This window comes from Aureimonas sp. SA4125 (assembly GCF_019973775.1).
Taxonomy (GTDB): Bacteria; Pseudomonadota; Alphaproteobacteria; order Rhizobiales; family Rhizobiaceae; genus Plantimonas.
The window spans coordinates 1,933,610-1,952,152 of sequence record NZ_AP025032.1 but is presented as its reverse complement, the minus strand read 5'-3'; the positions used below and the strand labels follow the sequence as shown (position 1 = coordinate 1,952,152).

Below are 18,543 nucleotides of genomic sequence, written 5' to 3'. Positions count from 1 at the left end.
CGGCTCCGTTTCAGGCGACTTCGGTGGAAATCTGTTCGGGTTTTGCAGTGTTGCCCATGGCCATGAGGTCGGCCATGGGTTCGGTCTGCATGTAGCGGTTCTGGATCTGCCATTCGTCGTTGGCCTCGAGAAGGACGGCGCCGATGAGCCGGATGATGGATCCCTCGTTCGGGAAGATTCCGACGACGTCGGCACGCCGCTTCACCTCCTTGTTCAGGCGCTCCAGGGAATTCGTCGAATGGATCCGGGTCCGGTGCTGACTGGGAAAATCCATGTGCGCCAGCACGTCGGTCTCGCTGTTGTCGATGAAGGCCCCGAGCTTTGGACACTTTCCCCGAAGCTGGTCGGCGACGTGGCGCAGCGCCTGGCTGGCGCTAGCACGATCGGGCTGGGCGAAGGCTTGGCGCAGCGCGGCCGCCGCCATGCTCTGCTGCGCCTTCGGGACATACGACAGGGCGTTGCGCATCCAATGCACCCGGCAGCGCTGCCAGGAGGCGCTGAACACCCGGCGAATGGCGGCTTTCAGCCCTTCGTGAGCATCCGAGATCACGAGCTTCACGCCGGACAGGCCGCGGCGCACGAGGCTCTTGAGGAAGCTCGACCAAAACGTCTCCGCTTCCGAGGGGCCGATGTGAAGGCCGACGATCTCGCGCTTGCCGTCCGTGTTCACGGCCACGGCGATTATGGCGGCGACCGAAACGATGCGTCCACCCTCGCGCTGCTTCAGGTAGGTCGCATCCAGCCAGAGGTAGGGCCAGTCGCCAGTGAGAGGACGGTCGAGGAAGCCGCCGACGCGTTCGTCGATGTCTTTGCACAGCTTCGATACGGTGCTCTTGCCGATCCCCGACAGCCCCATGGCCTGTACCAGATCGTCGACCCGCCGGGTGGAAACGCCGCTGATCCAAGCTTCCTGAATGACGGCAACCAAGGCCTTCTCCGAGAGCTTTCTCGGCTCCAGGAACGGCGGGAAGTAGCTGCCCTGCCGAAGCTTGGGTATCCGAAGCTGCAACGAGCCGAGCCGCGTGTCGAGCGAGCGGTCGCGGTAGCCATTGCGATAAGTCGCCCGTTCCTGCGTCCGTTCGTGGCGCCCGGCGCCGATCATGCCTTCAACGTCGACCTCCATAAGGAGCTGCATCACGCTCTCGGCTATCGTTCTCAGGAAATCGCCGTCCCCGGCTTTCGCAAAAAGCTCGGCAAGCGGTAGTCTGTCCTCGGTCATCGGGTTCTCCGGTCAGGTTGAAGTCTCGCAACTCCACCTTAGCCGCCCTATCCGGTGACCGCCTCAGCCACACCTTTCAATGTCGGAATTTCCACCACGAGCGCGGACACTACCCCACCGGATGTTGATTTCCACTGAGAGCTGACCCAGGCAGCCTCGGTTTTTCCATCGAGAATTGACCCATGTTTGAACTCGTCCCCACGCCACCTGTGCGGGGGACATCGGAGTGATCGACATGGAGTTATTGAGTGTCATTCGACGCTGGCGCCATCGAGACGATTTCTCGATCAGGGAGATCTCCCGGCGCAGCGGCCTTTCCCGGAACACGGTCCGTAAGTACCTGCGCGCCGACAGCGTCGAGCCGCAGTTCACGGCTCCGGACCGACCGAGCAAGCTGGATCCCTATGCCGACAAACTCTCGGCGATGCTGCGTGTCGAGATGGGCAAGTCCCGCAAGCAAAAGCGCACGATCAAGCAGTTGCATGCAGATCTGGCCGTTCTCGGCTATGGGGGCTCCTATAACCGCGTTGCCGCCTTTGCCCGGGATTGGAAGGCGGGCGCCGGACTGCCGCCGTCGGGCGGCAGTCCCTTCTCGATGACCGAAACCGTGATGGATTCGCGTCGCCGACGCGCACGCCGCCGGGCGTCGCGGACCATCAACTCGATGTCCGCGCCGGTCGCCCGCTCCATGCGGGCATCAGGCACGCGCTGTCGCGCCTCGGGGAAAACGGCGCCTCGTTTAGGATCCGGCCCGGCGTGCGGTCGGTCGGTCGGAAGAGGAGATCGGAACGCCAGGGGCCTCTCTAAAATCCCGAGGGATGCCCCTCGCCTCGACAGAGTTCGAGACGGCGCGGGAAGCAGGATCGGCAGCCTCGATTGGAACCGTGCCGTCCCGCATCCAGAGATGGGACAATTCACCCGTGAACGTGTCGCCAGAGCCGATCTTCTGACCCTCTTGGTCGGTACGGCGGGACCCATGCAAGCTTCCCCGGCGGGCGACGGGTGCCCTCCACCACGACGGGGTCGATCACGGCCAGCAGCGCCGCGTCCGCCTCCTCGGGCGAATTCTTGTCGGACAAGCGAGGAGCCTATTTGCGTTTAGCACGACCGCAAGGTCGTCCGCTGAGTAACCGTTTGCACCGAATTGCACAGCCGCGCCTCCGCCCCGCGGGTCGTGGAAAGCACGGCGCGCCGCACCCAGGCCTTCGCACTCGAGCATCCCGGAGCGCACGATCCCGTCCCCGTCGACGAAGAGGTCGGGCAGTAAGACTGGAGTGCCGTTCAGAAGGACGGGCATCGCCATCGGGTGCGAGTAGGCGTCAGCGCAAGTGCCGAGAGCAGGTCGGTCATGCCACCCGCGGTCGAGAACGGTTTCCATCCGTGAACGTCGGGTCGTGGCCTTTTTCGAAGAAGGCTTTGACCAGCTCGGGCTTTGATGGCCTTCCGATAAGATAGCCCTGCACCTGCATCCACCCGTGATCGGACAGCCACTCCAGTTGCTCGGCGGATTCCACTCCCTCCGCTGTGGTCGTCATCGACAGTGAGCGGCCCAGGCTGCCGACGGCTTCGATGATCGCTTCGGAATGATGCGAGACGCCGATGTCGCCGACGAACGAGCGGTCCAGTTTGATTTTGTCGAAAGGGAACGTACGGAGGTAAGCCAGCGACGAGTACCCCGTACCGAAGTCATCGAGCGCGATGCGGACGCCGAGCGCCTTCAGCGCATGGAGGAGCCTCAGGTTGGACTCGCTGTCGTTGAGGAGCACAGACTCCGTGATCTCCAGCTCCAGGCGGGAAGGCTGTAGGCCGGACGCCGAAAGTGCGGTTGCGACGCGAAGTGGCAAGCTCCCGCTCCGGAACTGGACAGGGGACACGTTCACCGCGACGCTGACATCCTGCGGCCATTTCGCCGCCTCACCGCAAGCTTGGGCCAGAACCCACTCGCCGATCGGCAGGATCAGCCCGGTTTCCTCCGCGAGCGGGATGAACTCGACGGGCGAGACCGCACCGCGCACAGGATGCTGCCATCGAAGCAGCGCCTCGAAGCACCGGATCCGTCCGTTGGAGAGATCCATCAACGGCTGGTACGCCAGACTCAACTCGCCGCGCTCCAGCGCGAATGACAGGTCGTGCTTCAACGCTTGCCGAGTGTGTATGGCCTCCTGCATGGCCGCCTCATAGAGACGGGCCGTACCGCCGCCGTCTGCCTTGGCCTCGTAGAGTGCGATGTCAGCTTCCTTGAAGAGCTCCTCCATCGGCTGCCCGAGGCGACGCGTCACCGTGACCCCGACGCTGACGCCCGCCCGTAGCTGATCGCCGTTAATCTCGAACGGCTCCTTCATCGCATCGACAACATGATCAGCAAGTTCGAGCGGTGCCATTCCGCTGACAGACACGGCATGGATGACCGCAAACTCGTCCCCCCCGAGGCGGGCGAGCGGCCCGGCTTTCTCCGTGACCTTCGTCAGGCGCGCCGCGACTTGACGCAGCAGAGTGTCACCGATGGGATGGCCGCGCGTGTCGTTGATCTCCTTGAAGTCGTCGAGATCCAGCAGGAGGACAGCGACCTCGGCGCCGTCACTGCGTGACAGGGTCTCCTTCAGCGTTTCGTTGAACTTCATCCGGTTCGGCAGCCCCGTCAGTGGATCGTGGCGAGCGACATGCACGATCCTGTCCCTCGCAAGCTTCTGCTCGGTCACGTCACGCGCGGCTGCCAGGAGGCGACCGGGTTTGCCGTCGGCTTCCCGGATGGGGCCGAGGTGCACGTCCCACCATCGCGTCGACCCCTCGGTGGGAGCATAGGGTGCGGAAAAGCGACATCCAGCCCCCTGCGACGCGATCAGCACGGCATCAGCGACGTAGGGCGCATATTCCCGCGGCCAGAGAGCGGACCAGTGTCGGCCGAGGACGTTGTCGAGCGCGTCGATGTTCATCGCCCGAAGGGTACGATCGTTCATGAACAGGAGGTGCCCGGCGACATCGAGCACGGCGATGCAGTCCGAGCTGCTCTCAAGGACGCTACGTGAGAACGCCTCGCTTCGCCGGAGTGCCTCCGAGGCGAGCCGGCGCTCGTGGATGTCCTCGCACGTGCCGTACCAGCGCAGGATCGTTCCGTCCGATGCGCGCTTCGGAGCACCCTCGGCGCGGAACCACCTGTAGGTGCCGTCCCGCTGACGAATGCGATAATCGCAGGTGACCGGCTCGCCGCTGGCGAGGCAAGCCAACCAGATCCGTGCCGTCGACTCCAGGTCGTCGGGATGTAGCGCTTCGAGCCACCCATGGCCAAGCGCTTCCTCCCGGGACGATCCTGTTACGGCAACCCAGCGGTTGCTAACCTCGAGGATGGCGCCTTCGGGATCCGCAGTCCACGGTATGCGCGGGTTCAGCTCCACCACATGGCGGTAGTGGTCCTCGCTTTCACGCAACACATCGTCCGCACGCTTCGCCTCGGTGACGTCCCGCAGCACGCCGATCATCCGCCGCGTCGTGCCGTCCGCTTCGTGGAGAGGCTCGCCGCGGCTGGACAGCCACCGCGTCGCCCCCTTCGCATCTACGATCCTGATCTCGAGGTCGAAGGCGCGCGCTTCGACTACGGCGGAGATTGCGCGGTCGAGGAGGTGAGTGTCGTCGGGATGGACGTGCCGTCGGAACAGCTCGTCGGGAGGAGTGGTCTCGCACGGCTGGTAGCCGAGCAGGCGATAGAGACCGTCTGACCAGCCGATGCCTCCTGTGAGACGATCGAACTCCCAGCTTCCCGACGCGCCCTCGTTCTCCGCCTGCGTCAGGATATGCCGCTGGGTCGAGAGCTCGCTTTCCCTAGCAAGCTGCTCGGAACGAAGATCCAGATCAGAGCGGTGCCGTCTGAGCTCACCGACAACTGCATCTGCGAGCTGATTGAGGATCTCCGCTTCCTGCCCGGAGACCGAGCGCGGCTTGCTGTCGATAATACAGATCGAGCCGAGCCGAACGCCCGGGCTGAGGATCAGCGGCGCGCCCGCATAGAAGCGAATGAAGGGTTCGCCCGTCACCAACGGGTTGCTCGCGAAACGTTCGTCCGCACGCGCGTCTGGCACGACCATCACTACGTCGCCGCGGATCGTCTTGTCGCAGAAGGCGGCATCACGGGATGTGCCCTCGATATCAAGGCCACACTTGGCTTTGAACCACTGAAAGTCGTTTTCCACGAGGGTGACCAGGGAGATCGGGACGCCGAAGACAGCCTGCGCCATCCGGCAAAGGCGGTCGAGTTCGGGCGAGGAAGCTGTGCCGAGAATCTCCAGGCTACGTAGCGCCCGGAGGCGATCTGCCTCGGAGGCCGATGCGGATCCCGAGCAGCCGACAGGCGTCAGATGCCCGAGCGTTTTCTCCATTGGATCAAATCCTTGTCAGCCATGCGATGATGACGGCTTGAGCGATAGTTGCCAAAATAAGCTGATCAGAGGCTGGATCGTGCTTCGGTCTCACGCAGCCACACGATTCCTTCCCGCCGCCTTCGCCGCGTAGAGTGCGTCGTCAGCCGCTGCCAGCAGGTCAGCCGCACCCCTGCTTCCGTGCGCCGACCGAAGCGTCGCGACGCCCGAGCTGACTGACACGGTGTTGAACTCGCTGCCCGCGTGCGGAAGTTCCAGCGCGCTAAGCGCCTTCATGATCGCTTCGGCACGCCTGAACGCGGAAGCAAGGTCGGTCTTCGGCAGGATGGCGACAAATTCTTCGCCTCCGTATCGAGCCGCCATGTCCCCCGGCCGACGAAGCTCGCTCTTGAGCACCTCCGCGATCTTCCGCAGGCACTCGTCGCCAGCGGGATGGCCGTAGGTGTCGTTGTAAGCCTTGAACCTGTCGACATCGATCATGATGACGCTGAGGCCCTCGCCATCTCTCACGCTTCGAGCGACTTCGTCGAGCAGCCTCTCGTCGAAGGCGCGGCGGTTCGCGAGTCCTGTGAGGCTATCCGTGGACGCGAGATCCACGAGCCGGAGATTGGTCTCCTCGAGGCGCTCTTCCGCCTGCTTGCGCTTGCTGATGTCGCGCATCAGGAAAACGACGTCGCCATCCCCTTCGACGATCCGCCCGCTGACTTCGACCCACACGTAGTGCCCCTCCCGATGCCTGGCCCGGTACTGGACGTTAGTGACGTTCGTTCCGGCCTCGAGTGTCGCCTTGATCTTGCCGAGGATCGGCAGGTCGGCAGTATGCGCGAGCGCCTGTGGTGGCATGTCGAGCATCTCGTCCGGCTCGTAGCCGAGCATGTCGCGGCTGGCGGGCGAGACGTAGACCCGCTTGCCGGATGAATCTATCAGAGTAACCAGATCGGCCGTGTTCTCGGCAAGAATGCGGTAACGCGCCTGGCTTCGGGCGACCTCCCGTTCAGCCTCCTTGCCTCTCGCCAGTTTGACCGCCATGTCGTCGAGAGTCTCGGCCAAGCGCAGAAATTCCGGCGCCTGCCACGGCTCCAACGAGGCGCGTGCCGCGAAGTCACCCGAACCGATGCGCAGGGAGGTGTCTGTCAGATGTTTGATCGGCTTTAGTTGTGTGAGCTGCCCGAGCCACCAGGTGGCGAGAAAGACCACCAGAAGGGCAAGTGCGACGAACGATCCGACGAGTATCGCCCGCAGCCGGACGGGTCGGAGTACGTCGTCGCGGGCCATTCCGACGGCGATCATGAGATCCGAGATGTCGGAGGCCAGAAGCGGCGCGACGCCCTCGATGCGCTCGATGCCGTCGAGGCCGGGGCTCTCCGTCACACCTCCAAGGCGTGACGATTGCATGAAACGCACGAGGGGATGGTCCGGGAGGGCCGTGCCGAAGGCCATCGGCAAGGGGGGATGCCGAGCGATCAACCGCCCGGCCTCGGCCTCGATCAGCGACACCACATGCGTGCCGCCCGCGGATACGTCCTTTGCGATATCCGACAGTCTGTCGAGGTTGAAGCTCGCGAAGATCGCTCCCGTGGTGCGACCGTTCACGCGCGGCAGGGCCATCGCAGCGATCACCGTCGGCTTGCCGCTCGCCTTGCCGATCTGGAACTTGCTGAGGGCAAAGTCCGGCCCTCCAGCGGCAACGACTTTGACGGCAAGGCCGGGATCACCAAACAATTGCTGGCGCCGCAGCGAACTGTGACAGGTGATCATGCCGTTCGCGTCGAACACGCCCATCGTGTTGAACTGCGGATTCTCCGCGCGGACCCGCGTGATGGCCGTCTCGCAGGCCACGCCGCCGAGAGCGCTCACCTCCGGAAGGACCCGCAGCGACCCGAGCAGCGTGCGTGCCTCCAGGAACACGTTCGACTCTCTGGAAGCCGCTAGGTTCGCCGCCTCGCGAACCTCCATGCGGGCCCGCCCAAGCGTCTCGCGGTAGTCTATGATGCTTCCACCCAGCAGGAGGGCCGCAAGCGGGAGCGTCGATCCGAGGATTAGCAGGAGCAGGCGCTCCCTGACGCCAAGTTTCTTCAGAATGGGTTGTAACATGATGTCTGGCCAAGAGCGGACGTGGACGATCAGCTTACAACGTGGACTTTAACGCCCGGTGTCCGGGGAGAGCACGCATTGGAACCGGGGTCGCCGTCCTGGTCAAAGCGTTCGCTGCGTCACCGACCATGCGACGATGCCGATGGTGACGCATGCCCAAATGAGGACAATCGCGATCAACCCCGCCCGGCTTGTCGGTCGACTGGTGCGTTGGACCGCGAGCCGCCGGAACTCCTCGATGAGGGATGCGGGAATCAATCGAACTGCGAGAAGGATGCCGAGCGGGACAATCAGGAGGTCGTCGAGATAGCCTAGCACCGGGATGAAATCGGGGATGAGGTCGATGGGCGACAGGGCGTAGGCCGCGACCAGCGCAGAGACGAGCTTTGCCATGCCTGGCGTTCGCGGATCCCGGGCTGCGATCCAGAGCGCGACGACGTCGCGCTTCAGCGCCTTCGCCCAAGACTTCGCCGCCGCCAGCCAGCGGTTCATGTTGCGCCTATCTCGAATGCGCTCCGACTTGAACGGTCGCCTTCGTGCGTCCACTCGACCAACCGCTAGGCCGCCTGCGGACGGGCATCGATCTCCACCGTGAGGTGGGACAGGTCGTGGATGTGGGCAAGCTTTGCACGATAGGCCTCAAGCGGGCGCGGGCGCTCCGTCGCGATCGATACGATAGCCGCATGGTGGCCGGGGCCCACCTGCCAGACGTGGAGATCGGTGATCCGGTCCCCGTCCGCCTCGATCGCCTCGCGGATCTCGTCCGGCAAGTCCTCGCCCTCCGGAATGTAGTCGAGCAGCACGCCGCCGGCGTCGCGGATGAGACCCCACGACCAGCGGGCGATAACAAGGGCGCCGACGATGCCGATCACCGGATCGAGCCAGATCCAGCCATACAGGCTGCCCAGCGTCAGGGCGACGATTGCCAGAACGGAGGTCAGCGCATCCGCAAGCACATGGACATAGGCGGCGCGCAGGTTGTTGTCGTGCCCGCCGGTGGAGTGCCCATCATGATCGTGGCCGTGGTCATGACCGTGGTGGTGATGGGCATGGTCGTCCTTCAAGAGCCAGGCGGAGACTAGGTTGACTATGAGCCCGACCACCGCAACCGAGATCGCCGACCCGAACGAGATCGACACGGGATTGGCGAGGCGAAGGAAGCTTTCGTAGCCGATCAATAGGGCGATCAGCGCGAGGATCACCGCGCTCGCGAACCCGGCGAGGTCGCCGAACTTGCCCGTCCCGAAGGTAAAGCGGCTGTTGGCGACATGCTTGCGGGCATAGAAATAGGCCCCTGCCGCGATCAGCATGGCTGCGGCATGCGTCGACATGTGCAGGCCGTCGGCCACGAGCGCCATCGAGCCGTAGGCGACGCCCGCCACGATCTCCACGACCATCATGGTCACGGTCAGAAGGATGACGGCCCAGACGCGACGCTCGTTGCGACCGTGGTTATCGCCAAGGAAGTCGTGACGGTGGACGGGGTCAGCGATAGGGGTCTCGGTCATGGCGTGCGTGCTCACTTCAGGTAGGTCCGCAGCACGGCCAGCAGATCGGCGGCGCCCTTGGCCTTATCGGCATCGGTCTCTGCGTCGGGGTCGACCACGTGATGGCGCACATGGTCCTCGATCAGCTCCACGGTCAGCCCGTTCACCGCGCCGCGGATCGAGGCGACGAGCTGGAGGACCTCGCCACAGGGGGCATCGGCTTCAAGGGCCCGGGCGACGGCATCCAGTTGCCCCTGGAGGCGGCGGATGCGGGCGACAAGCTTCGCAGGGTCTTTCGAAAGATGAGCCATAGGGTACCCCCTACCCTATTTAGCGATTGTCGTCTATGAGGTCCGGTACCGTCGCTCCGTCGATGGCAACAAGGTCGATCACCCCCATGCCGAAGGCTGCTTCTCCCTGCACCGACATCTGCCTCTTCGATCCCCGGAACAACTGGTGCCATGGCTGTGGACGCACCCGGGACGAGATCAAGGCATGGCAGAAGCTGACCCCCTTCCGTCGACAGGCGCTAGAACGCGAGCTGGCGCGGCGGCTGGCGAGATTGGATCGCGCGGCATCGTCAACGGCGTCTCGCGGCCCCTGAAGAGACCCTGGTGAGCCGATGCCGGACGTAACGGCGAGGTCGAGGTGGCGGGCACTGTCCATCTTGACGGTGCCATGATCTCCGGCGACAAGGTTCGCACTGGGACCGGGACTCATCGTCCCAGCGCGCCCTGGCCATCGAAGAGACGCATGCGAACACTGACCCGATCCCTGCTGGCACGCCTGACGATCGCGCTCTCGATCGTACTGGCCGTGCTCACGGCACCGACCGGGTCTTCCGCCTTCCACGATGCGGCTGCGGTGGGGCATGCCGTCCTCGCCAATGCGGACGTGCACAAGACCGACCACGGTCATTCGCACGACATCGACGAAGCATCCGACGAGGCTGCCCAGTCGCCTTCGCACGGCGGTGACCACCACAAGCACAATCCCGGCGACCATAGCCACGAGAAGCTCGGCACGCTGCCGGCGCTCATGGCGCTCGGGTCGGCTCCCCTCGGCCGCCACGTGATCGCGACCTGCTATCCCAAGGTGCGCGGCCTCTCCACGAGCTTCCTCCGCCCTCCGAGACCGTTCGACATCGCCTGACCGCTGCCGCCCCAACCGGGCGGCCCGACAGCCATCGGACCATCGGAACCCCACAATGCACGACCCTTCCACGGAAGGTCGCACCGGGACGCGCCACGCGCTCCGGGCGACCCTTCCCATGCCCCTGCTTGCGCTCCTCCTGGTGCTCGCGAGCGGAAGCCAAGCCCTTGCCCATGCCGTGACGGCGGGCGACCAGGGCTACATCCAGGAGATTACGGGGGTGAACCTCATCCCCTTCATGTACCTCGGCGCCAAGCACATGGTGACGGGCTACGACCACATCCTGTTCCTGTTCGGGGTGGTCTTCTTCCTGTACCGGATGAAGCACATCGCCGCCTACGTGACCCTCTTCGCGATCGGTCACTCCACGACCATGCTCCTCGGCGTCTACTTCAACGTCGGGATCAACGCCTACGTCATCGATGCCATCATCGGGTTGTCGGTCGTCTACAAGGCGCTCGACAACCTCGGGGCCTACCAGCGTTGGTTCGGATTCCAGCCGAACACCAAGGTAGCGACGCTCGTCTTCGGCTTCTTCCACGGTTTTGGCCTGTCGACGAAGATCCTGGAATACGACATCGCGCCCGACGGGCTCGTGCCGAACCTCCTCGCCTTCAATGTCGGCGTCGAGATCGGCCAGCTCCTGGCGCTCAGCGCGATCCTGATTGCCATGGGCTTCTGGCGGCGTCGCCAGAGTTTCCTGCGCCATGCCTACACGGCCAACGTCGTGATGATGACCGCGGGCTTCGTGCTCGTCGGCTACCAGCTCGCCGGCCTCGCCGTCTCCTGACGGCTTCCGACCACTCCCACTCCCCGAACCAAAGGACATCCGAATGTACAACACCGACATGCCGAACCGCGCCGAGCTTCCGACCACGAAGCAACTCCTGCGCTCCACCGCGATCGCCGCTGCCTCCGCCACCGCGATCCTCGTCGCGATCGTGCTGCCCTCCGAATACGGCATCGACCCGACCGGGATCGGCACCGCGCTGAACCTCACAGAGATGGGCGAGATCAAGACGCAGCTCGCGGCGGAAGCCGCCGCCGACGCAGTCGCTCCAATGGCCGCGCCCGTCGCGGTTCCCTCGGCAACGGCGCCGGGCGTGAACCCGCCCGCAGCTCCTGCCGCCATCGCGCCGATCGCGCCCCCGGCTCCACCCGCACCGCCCGCGCCTGAGCGCCAGTCGAGCCTGCTGGGCGCCATTGGCGGGCTCTTCGTCACGTCCGCCCATGCGCAGGAGGCCCGGCAAGACGAAATGACCCTCACGCTTGCGCCCGGCGAGGGCGCGGAGATCAAGCTGACCATGCGCGAGGGGGAAGTCGCGGCATTCGCCTGGGCTGCGTCTGAAGGGGCCAACGTCAACTTCGACACCCATGGCGACGGCGGCGGCCAGAACATCAGCTACGAGAAGGGACGCGGCGTCTCGTCCGACAGTGGCGAGCTGAAGGCCGCCTTTGCCGGAAACCATGGCTGGTTCTGGAGAAACCGCGGCACGGCGCCGATCTCGCTGACGCTGCGCACAAGCGGCACCTATTCGAGCATTGAGCGCAAGGTCTAAGCGGACGTAATGGAATACCGGGGGCCGTCGGCGGACGGGCATCCGCTGGCCCCCGGGGACATCGATAACGGTAACAGGGAGTAAGGTCATGACGGCATGCGCTTGTGGTTCGGGACGGGCCTTCGAGACCTGTTGCAAGCCCTATCTCGACGGCGAGCCCGCGCCGACGGCCGAGGCGCTTATGCGGTCGCGCTACACCGCTATGTCGCTCGGCAATTTCGACCACATCGAAAGAACGTCGACGGAGAAGGCGCTTCGAGCCTTCAACCGCGTCGACATGGAGCGCTCGCATCCCGGCGTCGAATGGCTGGGTCTGGAAGTCACCGGACGGCAAGATGGCGGCCCGGACGACGACAAGGGCATCGTCACTTTCGGCTTCCGATACCGCTTCCAGGACCGCGATCACGCGCAGCGCGAGATCGCGCGGTTCCAGCGCGTCGACGGGATCTGGCTCTACGATGAAAGCGAGATCAATCCGAAGTCGCCACCCGTCGAGGTGAAGCGGGTCGGCCGGAACGACCCCTGTCCCTGTGGTTCCGGCAAAAAGTACAAGAAGTGCTGCGGCGGGCCGACGCCGCCCGGCGCGGCTTGAGCCGAGGGCATGGCGATACAGAACTTTGCCTGCACCGCGTGCGGACGCTGCTGCTCGGGCTCGCTGCCGATCAACGTTGCGGAGGCACTCAAGCGAGCGGACACGTTCCCGCTGGCGATGAGCCTGACGCCGGTCATGCCGTCCGCCCGGGGCCAAAAGATCGTGGGACGGATAGGAGCCACTGTGACCCTGTCGAAGAAGCAGACGGTGTCCCTCGTCGTCACGCCCCTTTCGTTCGTGCCGAGCTCGCTGCCGTGCCCACAGCTCTCTGACGACGGCCTCTGCCTGATCCACGACGACAAGCCGCTGCGGTGCCGGACCATGCCCTTCTATCCCTACAAGGACGAGGATGCCCAGGCCGACATGCTCGTTCCCCGCGCCGGCTGGCTCTGCGACACCGGGGCCGACGCGCCGACGGTGTACCGCGATCGGCGGATCGTCGACCGGGCGGACTTCGATGCCGAGCGAAGCGTTCTGATCGACCAGGCGCCGGACTTGCAACGGTTCGTCGACCAGTTGCTGCAACACAATCCGCCGCTGCGGGCGCAGATCGCGCAGGCGTCGCAGGCTCGCGTGCCCGGGCGGGTGGTGGTCGGCTTCCTGTCTTACGTGCGCGCTGACAGGAGCCTCGACCTCATCGATTACGCCCGGCGCCAGTATCCGGTGCTGGAGGTCTGGGCCCAGAAGACGGCGGGCGATCCGGCATTCCGCGAGTTCCAGACTTTCTATCGTCAGGCCATGGCCGATCTCGAGCGATACCGCCCCTGAGGTCAGCCAGAAGCCAACGCAGCGTTCCAGGCCTTGCCTGCCGAAGTACCATACCCTAGTAGGGTATCCATGAGCCCTGATCCTCACCATTCCCATGCCGAGATCGTCAAGCGCCTGAAGCGCATCGAGGGGCAGGTCCGGAGCTGCGCGGCGATGATCGAGGCCGGGCGGCCCTGCCCGGACATCGCCCAACAGCTCTCTGCGGCAACCAATGCACTGACGAGCGCGAAGAACACCTTCATCCGCGATCACATCGAGCATTGCCTCGTCGGCGCGACCGAGGCGGACGCGGCGGGCCAGCTCGCCGAGCTGAAGACCATGACGAAGTACCTTTGAGCTTCCTGCCGAGCCATCGCACACACTCATCCAGGACCTGACGCATGCTCGCCGTCCTCCGCCACCGCACCTACCGCCACCTCTTCGCCGCGCAGGTACTCTCCCTGATCGGGACGGGACTGACGACAGTGGCGCTCGGGCTCCTTGCTTACGATCTCGCCGGGGCCGACGCCGGGGCGGTGCTGGGGACCGCGCTGGCGATAAAGATGATCGCCTATGTCGGCGTCTCGCAGTTCGCGGGCGTCCTGACGAGCATCCTGCCGCGTCGGACGCTGCTCGTCGGCCTCGACCTGACGCGGGCGGCCTTCGTCCTCGTCCTGCCCTTCGTCTCCGAGATCTGGCAGGTCTACGTCCTCGTCTTCGCCTTCCAGTCCATGTCGGCGCTGTTCACCCCCACCTTCCAGGGCACCATCCCCGATATCCTTCCCGACGAGCGCGAATACACGAACGCCCTTTCGCTCTCGCGCCTTGCCTACGACCTCGAATCCCTGTTCAGCCCACTGCTGGCGGCGCTGCTCCTGACAGTGATCTCCTTTCACTGGCTCTTCCTCGGGACAGTGATGGGCTTCCTCTCCTCGGCGGCGCTGGTCGTGTCGGTCGCGCTGCCCGCCGCCAAGGCCGCCGCGGGCGGACGGTTCGTCGACAAGCTGACCCGCGGGATCCGCTTCTACCTCGCGACGCCGCGCCTGCGCGGCCTCTTGGCATTGTCCTTCGCGGCGTCCGCGGGCGGGTCCATGGTGATCGTGAACACCGTCGTCATCGTGCGCTCGCAGCTCGGAGGGACCAACGACGACGTCGCCTTCCTGTTCGCGGCCTACGGCCTCGGATCCATGGCGGTGGCGATCATCCTATCCCGTCTCTTGGACCGAGTGGCGGCACGCACCGTCATGATCGCGGGCGCGGGCGCCATGGCGTGCCTCCTCGTCGCCGCGAGCGTCGGCCCCGGGTGGACGGGCAGCCTAGCGCTATGGGCAATGCTCGGAGCGGCATCCTCCGCGATCGGCACGCCCGGCGGGCTGCTCCTGCGACGGTCCTCGGACGCGAACAGCCGACCCGCCGTCTTCGCCGCGCAGTTTGCCCTCTCGCATGCCTGCTGGCTCGTGACCTACCCGGCCGCAGGCTGGCTTGGCGCCACGATCGGCATCGGCCCGACCTTCGTCGTCATGGCGGTGGGCGCTGCGGCGGGTGTTTTCGCGGCGCTGACCCTCTGGCCCGCGAACGATCCCGTCGAGGTCGAGCACGTCCACCGCGCCTTCGAGCATGATGCCCCCCATGTCCACGACGAGCACCACACCCATGAGCACGAGGGCTGGGAAGGGCCGGAGCCCCATCGCCACCCGCACCGTCACCAGCCGATCCGCCATCGCCATGCGCTGGTGATCGACGACCATCATGCGACCTGGCCGACGGGAACCGCGGGTGGGTGACGTCGCGACCTACGCTGGGATGTTCTGGTCGGGCTTCCTTGCCGCCACGATCCTGCCCGGCGCCTCCGAGGTGCTGCTCGTCGCCCTCCTCGTCGGCGGGACAGGCGAGCCATGGATCGTCGTCGCGGCCGCGACCGTCGGGAACACGCTTGGCTCGGTCACCAATTGGGCCTGCGGGCGTTTCTTCGCGCACTACCGTGATCGACGCTGGTTCCCGGTCCCATCGGCACAGATCGACCGCTTCTCTGGCTTCTTCCGGCGCTACGGCCTCTGGACCTTGTTGATCGCTTGGGTTCCGGTCGTGGGCGACGCGCTGACCGTCATCGCCGGAATGCTGCGGGTGCATCTGGTGCCGTTCGCGACCCTCGTAGGCATCGGCAAGCTCGGGCGATACCTTGTCGTCGCGGGCGGAGCGCTGGCGTGGAATTGGGACTGACGCTTGCGGTCATGTTCCGTTGATCGGCCGTGTGTAGAGCGTAAGGGGCAGCCAGAGGTGGCTCGGCAAATCTGCACAGCGGGCTGAGTGGATTGTCTGCCTGAAGACGGCCAGGATGGCCGCGACCAGGAGAGACGATGACCAAGAGACCGAGGCGGAACCACAGCCCTACCTTCAAAGCAAAGGTGGCGCTGGCAGCAGTGCGCGGCGAGAAGACGCTGGCCGAATTGGCGCAGCAGTTCGACGTGCATCCCAATCAGATCACGCAGTGGCGCTCTCAGCTTCTGGAGGGCGCCGCCGGAGTTTTCGGATCAGAAACGACCGCAATCGCCGCCGCCCCAGTCATCGACGTGAAGACGCTGCATGCCAAGATCGGGGAGCTGACATTGGCCAACGATTTTTTGGAAGGCGCGCTCGACAAGGCCGGACTGTTGCCGAGCGCAAGACGATGATCGACCGCTCCCATCCTCTGCCGGTTGCCGGGCAGGCACGCGAACTCGGCATCAGCCGGGGAAGCGTCTACTACCTGCCACGCGCTGTCTCTGCCGCCGATCTCGCACTCATGCGACGGATAGACGAACTGCATTTGGAATATCCCTTCGCCGGCAGCCGCATGCTTCGCGACCTCTTGACTTTGGAGGGCATTGTTGTCGGCCGCCTGCGTGTCGCAACGCTGATGAAGCGGATGGCGATTGAGGCGATCTACCGTCGGCCGAACACGTCAAAGCCGGCGCCGGGCCACAAGATCTATCCCTATCTCCTGCGCAAGCTGCCGGTGATGCGGCCGAACCAGGTCTGGGCGATGGACATTACCTACATCCCGATGGCCCGCGGCTTCGTCTATCTCGCCGCCGTCGTCGACTGGTTCAGCCGGCGGGTGCTGAGCTGGCGGCTTTCGATCTCGATGCAGGCGGACTTCTGCATCGAGGCGGTGGAGGAGGCCTTGGCCCGTTTTGGGAAACCCGAAATCTTCAACACGGATCAGGGCTCGCAGTTCACCAGCATCGACTTCACGAAGGTCCTGTTGGACAGGGAGATCAAGATCAGCATGGACGGCAAGGGCGCCTGGCGCGACAACGTCTTCGTCGAGCGGCTCTGGAAATCAGTGAAATACGAGGAGGTCTATCTCCGGGCCTATGAGACGGTCAGCCATGCCCGGGCCTCGCTCGCCCGATACCTCGACTTCTACAACGGCGGACGCCCGCACTCGAGCTTGGGCCGGAAGACCCCGGACCACGCCTACTTCAACCAGCCGCTTCTCGCAGCGGCATAAACCCGGCAGACGATCCACTTATCAGGCCGCCGAGCCTGTTCAGACAAACCGAGCCACCTCTGCCTGCTCGATCCGCTGCGCGACGAGAGGCAAAGGAGATTGCCATGACGACCGTCTTTCCCGGCACCTCAATGCCGGACCGCGACTGGTGGTCGGTGCTTTGGCCGGACCCTGCCGCCGTCCTCTCCGCCATCGGCATCCGCCCGGACATGACCGTCCTCGACCTTTGTTGCGGCGACGGGCTCTTCACCGCGCCGCTCGCAAGGCTCGTCGGCGGCCGGGTCCACGCGCTCGACATCAATCCCGCGATGCTCGATGCCGCCCGGGCCGAGGTCGCCCGCCACGGTGCCGACGTGGCCGGCTGGATCGAGGCGGACGCGGCGGACGTTGCCCGGCACCTTCCGGGCAAGGTCGATCTCGTGCTGATGGCGAACACCTTCCATGGGGTGCCGGACCAGCCGAACCTTCTCGCTGCGATCCGCAGAGTCCTCGCGCCCGGCGGACTGTTCAGCGTGGTCAACTGGCATGCCCGTCCCCGCGAGGAGACGCCGGTCCTCGGGCAATTGCGCGGCCCGAGAACGGAGATGCGGATGTCGCCCGATATGCTCCGCGCCGTCGTCGAGCCCGCGGGCTTCGAAAGCTTGCGGCTCGTCGAGCTGCCGCCCTACCACTACGGCGCGACCTTCGAGGAGACGCCATGAGCGCTCCTTCGTCTCCGCTCCTAGCTAACAAGTCCTTTGCCGCCCCGTCGGTTTTCCAACCCGAGAATCTGCTTCGAGAGGCGCGACGGCAAAAGGGATTGCCTGAGGGTTCTGTCCCGGCGATCTGCCTCCTCGATCCCGACGGAGACATCGTCCGCCGCCTGAAGGCGGAAGGCCGCAGCCGGGTATCTGAGGTCTGGGCCTGCTACCACACCGAGCTTCACGTCTTCGACCTCCATGGCACGTCCATCGGAGTCGTCGGCTGCGTCGTCGGCGCGCCCTTCGCCGTCCTCGTCGCCGAACAACTCTTTGCCTCCGGATGCGAATTCCTCGTCAGCATCACGTCGGCCGGGCAGATCGCGCCGCTCGGACCGACGCCGTACTTCGTCATGATCGCGAAGTCGCTGCGCGACGAGGGCACAAGCCACCACTATGCGGCGCCTGCCGATTTCGCCGCCGCCGATCCCGCGCTGCTCGCCCGCATCGGCCCGTACCTCGCCGGCCTTCTCGAGCCCATCCATGAGGGTGCGACTTGGACCACCGACGCACCCTACCGCGAGACGGTGGACGCCATCGAGGCGAGGAAGGGCGAAGGGATCGCGGCCGTCGAGATGGAGGCCGCAGCGCTCTACGCCTTCGCGACGGCGCGGGCCCGCCCGGTACTGTGCTTTGCTCACGTCACGAACCAGATGGCGCAGGCAGAAGGAGACTTCGAGAAGGGCGAGGCCGACGGCACGTCCGACGCGCTGGCGCTTCTCGCGTCGGTCGTGAGAGGATGGAGCGAGACGTCTCGCGGCGTCCCGCGATGACCGTCCTCGTCTATGTCGGCGCCGCACTCGCCGAAATCGCCGGATGCTTCTCGTTCTGGGCCTGGCTCCGGCTCGGCAAGTCCGCCCTCTGGCTTGCGCCTGGGATGCTCGCGCTCGCTGCCTTCGCCTATCTCCTGACGTTGGTCGGGAGCGAAGCGGCAGGACGCGCGTATGCCGCCTATGGCGGTGTCTACATCGCGGCGTCGATCGTCTGGCTCTGGACGGTGGAATGCGTCAAGCCCGACAGGTGGGACCTCACGGGTGCCGCCGTCTGCCTAGCGGGTGCCGCCATCATCCTCTTCGCACCTCGCCCGGCCTGA

19 protein-coding genes and 1 pseudogene are annotated in these 18,543 nt (G+C 65.3%); 14 read left to right on the top strand and 6 right to left on the bottom strand.

The genetic code is table 11. The annotated features are described in order from the left end of the window. Positions 1–10: 10 nt before the first annotated feature. Positions 11–1,219, bottom strand: a complete 1,209-nt coding sequence (locus Sa4125_RS09045; protein WP_223998301.1) for an IS256 family transposase — start codon at positions 1,217–1,219, stop codon at positions 11–13. 235 nt (positions 1,220–1,454) lie between these two features. On the opposite strand from Sa4125_RS09045, the pseudogene Sa4125_RS09040 reads away from it, so the two are divergent. Next, positions 1,455–1,772, top strand: a pseudogene (locus Sa4125_RS09040) (IS21 family transposase); the annotation flags it as partial. A 793-nt stretch (positions 1,773–2,565) separates the two neighbouring features. Here Sa4125_RS09040 and Sa4125_RS09035 read toward each other — a convergent pair. From Sa4125_RS09035 to Sa4125_RS09015, 5 genes are all read right to left on the bottom strand, one after another. Continuing rightward, positions 2,566–5,589 (bottom strand): EAL domain-containing protein, encoded by a 3,024-nt coding sequence (locus tag Sa4125_RS09035; RefSeq protein ID WP_224006189.1) that lies wholly within the window; start codon positions 5,587–5,589, stop codon positions 2,566–2,568. A gap of 90 nt (positions 5,590–5,679) precedes the next feature. Continuing rightward, a complete protein-coding gene (locus tag Sa4125_RS09030; RefSeq protein ID WP_224006186.1) occupies positions 5,680–7,545 on the bottom strand; it encodes a diguanylate cyclase in 1,866 nt (621 codons plus the stop codon). 240 nt (positions 7,546–7,785) lie between these two features. Further along, on the bottom strand, positions 7,786–8,175 hold the full coding sequence (locus Sa4125_RS09025; protein ID WP_224006183.1) for a YkvA family protein: 390 nt from the start codon (positions 8,173–8,175) through the stop codon (positions 7,786–7,788). A 65-nt stretch (positions 8,176–8,240) separates the two neighbouring features. Beyond that, positions 8,241–9,191, bottom strand: coding sequence for a CDF family Co(II)/Ni(II) efflux transporter DmeF (dmeF, locus tag Sa4125_RS09020; RefSeq protein WP_224006180.1), 951 nt, complete (start codon positions 9,189–9,191; stop codon positions 8,241–8,243). An 11-nt stretch (positions 9,192–9,202) separates the two neighbouring features. After that, positions 9,203–9,481 (bottom strand): metal/formaldehyde-sensitive transcriptional repressor, encoded by a 279-nt coding sequence (locus tag Sa4125_RS09015; protein ID WP_224006177.1) that lies wholly within the window; start codon positions 9,479–9,481, stop codon positions 9,203–9,205. Positions 9,482–9,567: 86 nt separating this feature from the next. On the opposite strand from Sa4125_RS09015, the gene Sa4125_RS09010 reads away from it, so the two are divergent. From Sa4125_RS09010 to Sa4125_RS08950, 13 genes are all read left to right on the top strand, one after another. Continuing rightward, a complete protein-coding gene (locus tag Sa4125_RS09010) occupies positions 9,568–9,774 on the top strand; it encodes a DUF1289 domain-containing protein (RefSeq protein WP_224006174.1) in 207 nt (68 codons plus the stop codon). Positions 9,775–9,923: 149 nt separating this feature from the next. Next, positions 9,924–10,322: a hypothetical protein gene (locus Sa4125_RS09005; protein ID WP_224006171.1), complete on the top strand. Its 399-nt coding sequence runs from the start codon at positions 9,924–9,926 to the stop codon at positions 10,320–10,322. Between the two features lie 55 nt (positions 10,323–10,377). Beyond that, positions 10,378–11,112, top strand: coding sequence for a HupE/UreJ family protein (locus tag Sa4125_RS09000; protein WP_224006168.1), 735 nt, complete (start codon positions 10,378–10,380; stop codon positions 11,110–11,112). A 43-nt stretch (positions 11,113–11,155) separates the two neighbouring features. Then, complete coding sequence (locus Sa4125_RS08995) at positions 11,156–11,881, top strand: hypothetical protein (protein ID WP_224006165.1); 726 nt, start codon at positions 11,156–11,158, stop codon at positions 11,879–11,881. An 88-nt stretch (positions 11,882–11,969) separates the two neighbouring features. Further along, positions 11,970–12,473, top strand: a complete 504-nt coding sequence (locus tag Sa4125_RS08990) for a YchJ family metal-binding protein (protein WP_224006162.1) — start codon at positions 11,970–11,972, stop codon at positions 12,471–12,473. Between the two features lie 9 nt (positions 12,474–12,482). Continuing rightward, positions 12,483–13,241, top strand: a complete 759-nt coding sequence (locus Sa4125_RS08985; RefSeq protein WP_224006159.1) for a YkgJ family cysteine cluster protein — start codon at positions 12,483–12,485, stop codon at positions 13,239–13,241. 69 nt (positions 13,242–13,310) lie between these two features. Further along, positions 13,311–13,577 carry a metal-sensing transcriptional repressor gene (locus Sa4125_RS08980; protein WP_224006155.1) on the top strand — a complete coding sequence of 89 codons (267 nt, stop codon included), beginning with the start codon at positions 13,311–13,313 and terminating at the stop codon, positions 13,575–13,577. Positions 13,578–13,621: 44 nt separating this feature from the next. Continuing rightward, positions 13,622–15,004 (top strand): MFS transporter, encoded by a 1,383-nt coding sequence (locus Sa4125_RS08975; protein WP_224006151.1) that lies wholly within the window; start codon positions 13,622–13,624, stop codon positions 15,002–15,004. Beyond that, on the top strand, positions 14,997–15,440 hold the full coding sequence (locus Sa4125_RS08970; protein ID WP_224006148.1) for a YqaA family protein: 444 nt from the start codon (positions 14,997–14,999) through the stop codon (positions 15,438–15,440). Before Sa4125_RS08975 ends, Sa4125_RS08970 begins: the two co-directional genes overlap by 8 nt. Positions 15,441–15,577: 137 nt before the next feature. Continuing rightward, a protein-coding gene (locus Sa4125_RS08965; RefSeq protein ID WP_224001182.1) for an IS3 family transposase occupies positions 15,578–16,713 on the top strand; the annotation gives its coding sequence in 2 pieces (ribosomal slippage) (positions 15,578–15,845 and positions 15,845–16,713; 1,137 coding nt in all). A 104-nt stretch (positions 16,714–16,817) separates the two neighbouring features. Further along, positions 16,818–17,414, top strand: a complete 597-nt coding sequence (locus Sa4125_RS08960) for a class I SAM-dependent methyltransferase (protein WP_224006145.1) — start codon at positions 16,818–16,820, stop codon at positions 17,412–17,414. Next, the gene (locus Sa4125_RS08955; protein WP_224006142.1) at positions 17,411–18,223 is read left to right on the top strand and encodes a nucleoside phosphorylase; all 813 of its coding nucleotides are present in this window, start codon (positions 17,411–17,413) and stop codon (positions 18,221–18,223) included. Before Sa4125_RS08960 ends, Sa4125_RS08955 begins: the two co-directional genes overlap by 4 nt. Continuing rightward, complete coding sequence (locus Sa4125_RS08950) at positions 18,220–18,543, top strand: YnfA family protein (RefSeq protein WP_224006138.1); 324 nt, start codon at positions 18,220–18,222, stop codon at positions 18,541–18,543. The genes Sa4125_RS08955 and Sa4125_RS08950 overlap by 4 nt, the downstream gene beginning before the upstream one ends.

Excerpts from the sequence above, each read along its gene's own strand:
- Sa4125_RS09045 (WP_223998301.1), bottom strand. The coding sequence starts at position 1,219 with ATGACCGAGGACAGACTACCGCTTGCCGAGCTTTTTGCGAAAGCCGGG.
- Sa4125_RS09035 (WP_224006189.1), bottom strand. The coding sequence starts at position 5,589 with ATGGAGAAAACGCTCGGGCATCTGACGCCTGTCGGCTGCTCGGGATCC.
- Sa4125_RS09030 (WP_224006186.1), bottom strand. The coding sequence starts at position 7,545 with ATGGAGGTTCGCGAGGCGGCGAACCTAGCGGCTTCCAGAGAGTCGAAC.
- Sa4125_RS09025 (WP_224006183.1), bottom strand. The coding sequence starts at position 8,175 with ATGAACCGCTGGCTGGCGGCGGCGAAGTCTTGGGCGAAGGCGCTGAAG.
- dmeF (WP_224006180.1), bottom strand. The coding sequence starts at position 9,191 with ATGACCGAGACCCCTATCGCTGACCCCGTCCACCGTCACGACTTCCTT.
- Sa4125_RS09015 (WP_224006177.1), bottom strand. The coding sequence starts at position 9,481 with ATGGCTCATCTTTCGAAAGACCCTGCGAAGCTTGTCGCCCGCATCCGC.
- Sa4125_RS09010 (WP_224006174.1), top strand. The coding sequence starts at position 9,568 with ATGCCGAAGGCTGCTTCTCCCTGCACCGACATCTGCCTCTTCGATCCC.
- Sa4125_RS09005 (WP_224006171.1), top strand. The coding sequence starts at position 9,924 with ATGCGAACACTGACCCGATCCCTGCTGGCACGCCTGACGATCGCGCTC.
- Sa4125_RS09000 (WP_224006168.1), top strand. The coding sequence starts at position 10,378 with ATGCACGACCCTTCCACGGAAGGTCGCACCGGGACGCGCCACGCGCTC.
- Sa4125_RS08995 (WP_224006165.1), top strand. The coding sequence starts at position 11,156 with ATGTACAACACCGACATGCCGAACCGCGCCGAGCTTCCGACCACGAAG.
- Sa4125_RS08990 (WP_224006162.1), top strand. The coding sequence starts at position 11,970 with ATGACGGCATGCGCTTGTGGTTCGGGACGGGCCTTCGAGACCTGTTGC.
- Sa4125_RS08985 (WP_224006159.1), top strand. The coding sequence starts at position 12,483 with ATGGCGATACAGAACTTTGCCTGCACCGCGTGCGGACGCTGCTGCTCG.
- Sa4125_RS08980 (WP_224006155.1), top strand. The coding sequence starts at position 13,311 with ATGAGCCCTGATCCTCACCATTCCCATGCCGAGATCGTCAAGCGCCTG.
- Sa4125_RS08975 (WP_224006151.1), top strand. The coding sequence starts at position 13,622 with ATGCTCGCCGTCCTCCGCCACCGCACCTACCGCCACCTCTTCGCCGCG.
- Sa4125_RS08960 (WP_224006145.1), top strand. The coding sequence starts at position 16,818 with ATGACGACCGTCTTTCCCGGCACCTCAATGCCGGACCGCGACTGGTGG.
- Sa4125_RS08955 (WP_224006142.1), top strand. The coding sequence starts at position 17,411 with ATGAGCGCTCCTTCGTCTCCGCTCCTAGCTAACAAGTCCTTTGCCGCC.
- Sa4125_RS08950 (WP_224006138.1), top strand. The coding sequence starts at position 18,220 with ATGACCGTCCTCGTCTATGTCGGCGCCGCACTCGCCGAAATCGCCGGA.